The organism is Polaribacter sp. IC066, assembly GCF_007997085.1.
Lineage (GTDB): Bacteria > Bacteroidota > Bacteroidia > Flavobacteriales > Flavobacteriaceae > Polaribacter.
The window spans coordinates 1-801 of record NZ_VORR01000149.1; the positions used below are offsets into that span (position 1 = coordinate 1).

Below are 801 nucleotides of genomic sequence, written 5' to 3' on the forward strand. Positions count from 1 at the left end.
AACGTTGTTGTATATGGTTTGTTGCGTGTTTCAAGCAACTAATTTAGTAAATAATTACCGACCAAGAAAGTCCGCGAGGACTTTCGTAAATAGGCGAGAAGCCAGCAATAAATTATATACGGTGTTGGCATTTCGTTGTTTTTATTCAGTTTTATTTTTTTCTTTATTTGCTTGTTTTTTTAAATTATATCTAGTCATAAGTGCCATAAATATTCCAAAAAAAGAGGCGTGGAATATAAATTTCCATATTTTGAAATCTTGCCCGTCAGAATAGTCAAATCCAGCCATAAGTCCAGCGTAAACGATTCCCGAAAACAAACCTGATTTTATTATTGCTTTTGTCTGCGTATTCATATTTTTTTAAATTCCATTTTTAGATTAAATTTATTTCCGATTGAGTGAGCTATTTCCGCAATTTGCTAAATTCCACATTTAGTTAGGTTTTTTGTTTTTCAATTCAGTTTCCGATTCCGAAAACTAGCTGAAAGTCAAACGTTTTATTTTAAATCACTCTTTTTTGTATTTTTTATGTTCTATTTTCTTTTTTTCTAAAATCGCATAAAATTTTCGTGGCGAGATTTTCAAGTCTTTTGTTATTTCGCTCACTTTTTTCTTTCCTTTTTTATACAACTTTAAATTCTCGTTTACTTTTTTGTCAAAGTAATGTTTTTCCAGTTTCTCAACGATTTGTAATTCAGTCAGATTTGATTCATTCGCATATTTTTCAATTTCCGATTTAATACCTTTTAAATTACTCATAAATGTCATTTTTAACGTTTCTGCTCAATGAATGCCAACGTT

The 801-nt window shown here is 29.6% G+C and carries 2 protein-coding genes; both read right to left on the reverse strand.

The genetic code is table 11. From position 1 onward, the window contains the following. Window positions 1–141: 141 nt before the first annotated feature. The gene (locus tag ES044_RS18325; RefSeq protein ID WP_147120675.1) at window positions 142–354 is read right to left on the reverse strand and encodes a hypothetical protein; all 213 of its coding nucleotides are present in this window, start codon (window positions 352–354) and stop codon (window positions 142–144) included. Window positions 355–507: 153 nt separating this feature from the next. After that, on the reverse strand, window positions 508–759 hold the full coding sequence (locus ES044_RS18330; RefSeq protein ID WP_147120676.1) for a hypothetical protein: 252 nt from the start codon (window positions 757–759) through the stop codon (window positions 508–510). Between the last annotated feature and the right edge of the window lie 42 nt (window positions 760–801).

Excerpts from the sequence above, each read along its gene's own strand:
- ES044_RS18325 (WP_147120675.1), bottom strand. The coding sequence starts at position 354 with ATGAATACGCAGACAAAAGCAATAATAAAATCAGGTTTGTTTTCGGGA.
- ES044_RS18330 (WP_147120676.1), bottom strand. The coding sequence starts at position 759 with ATGAGTAATTTAAAAGGTATTAAATCGGAAATTGAAAAATATGCGAAT.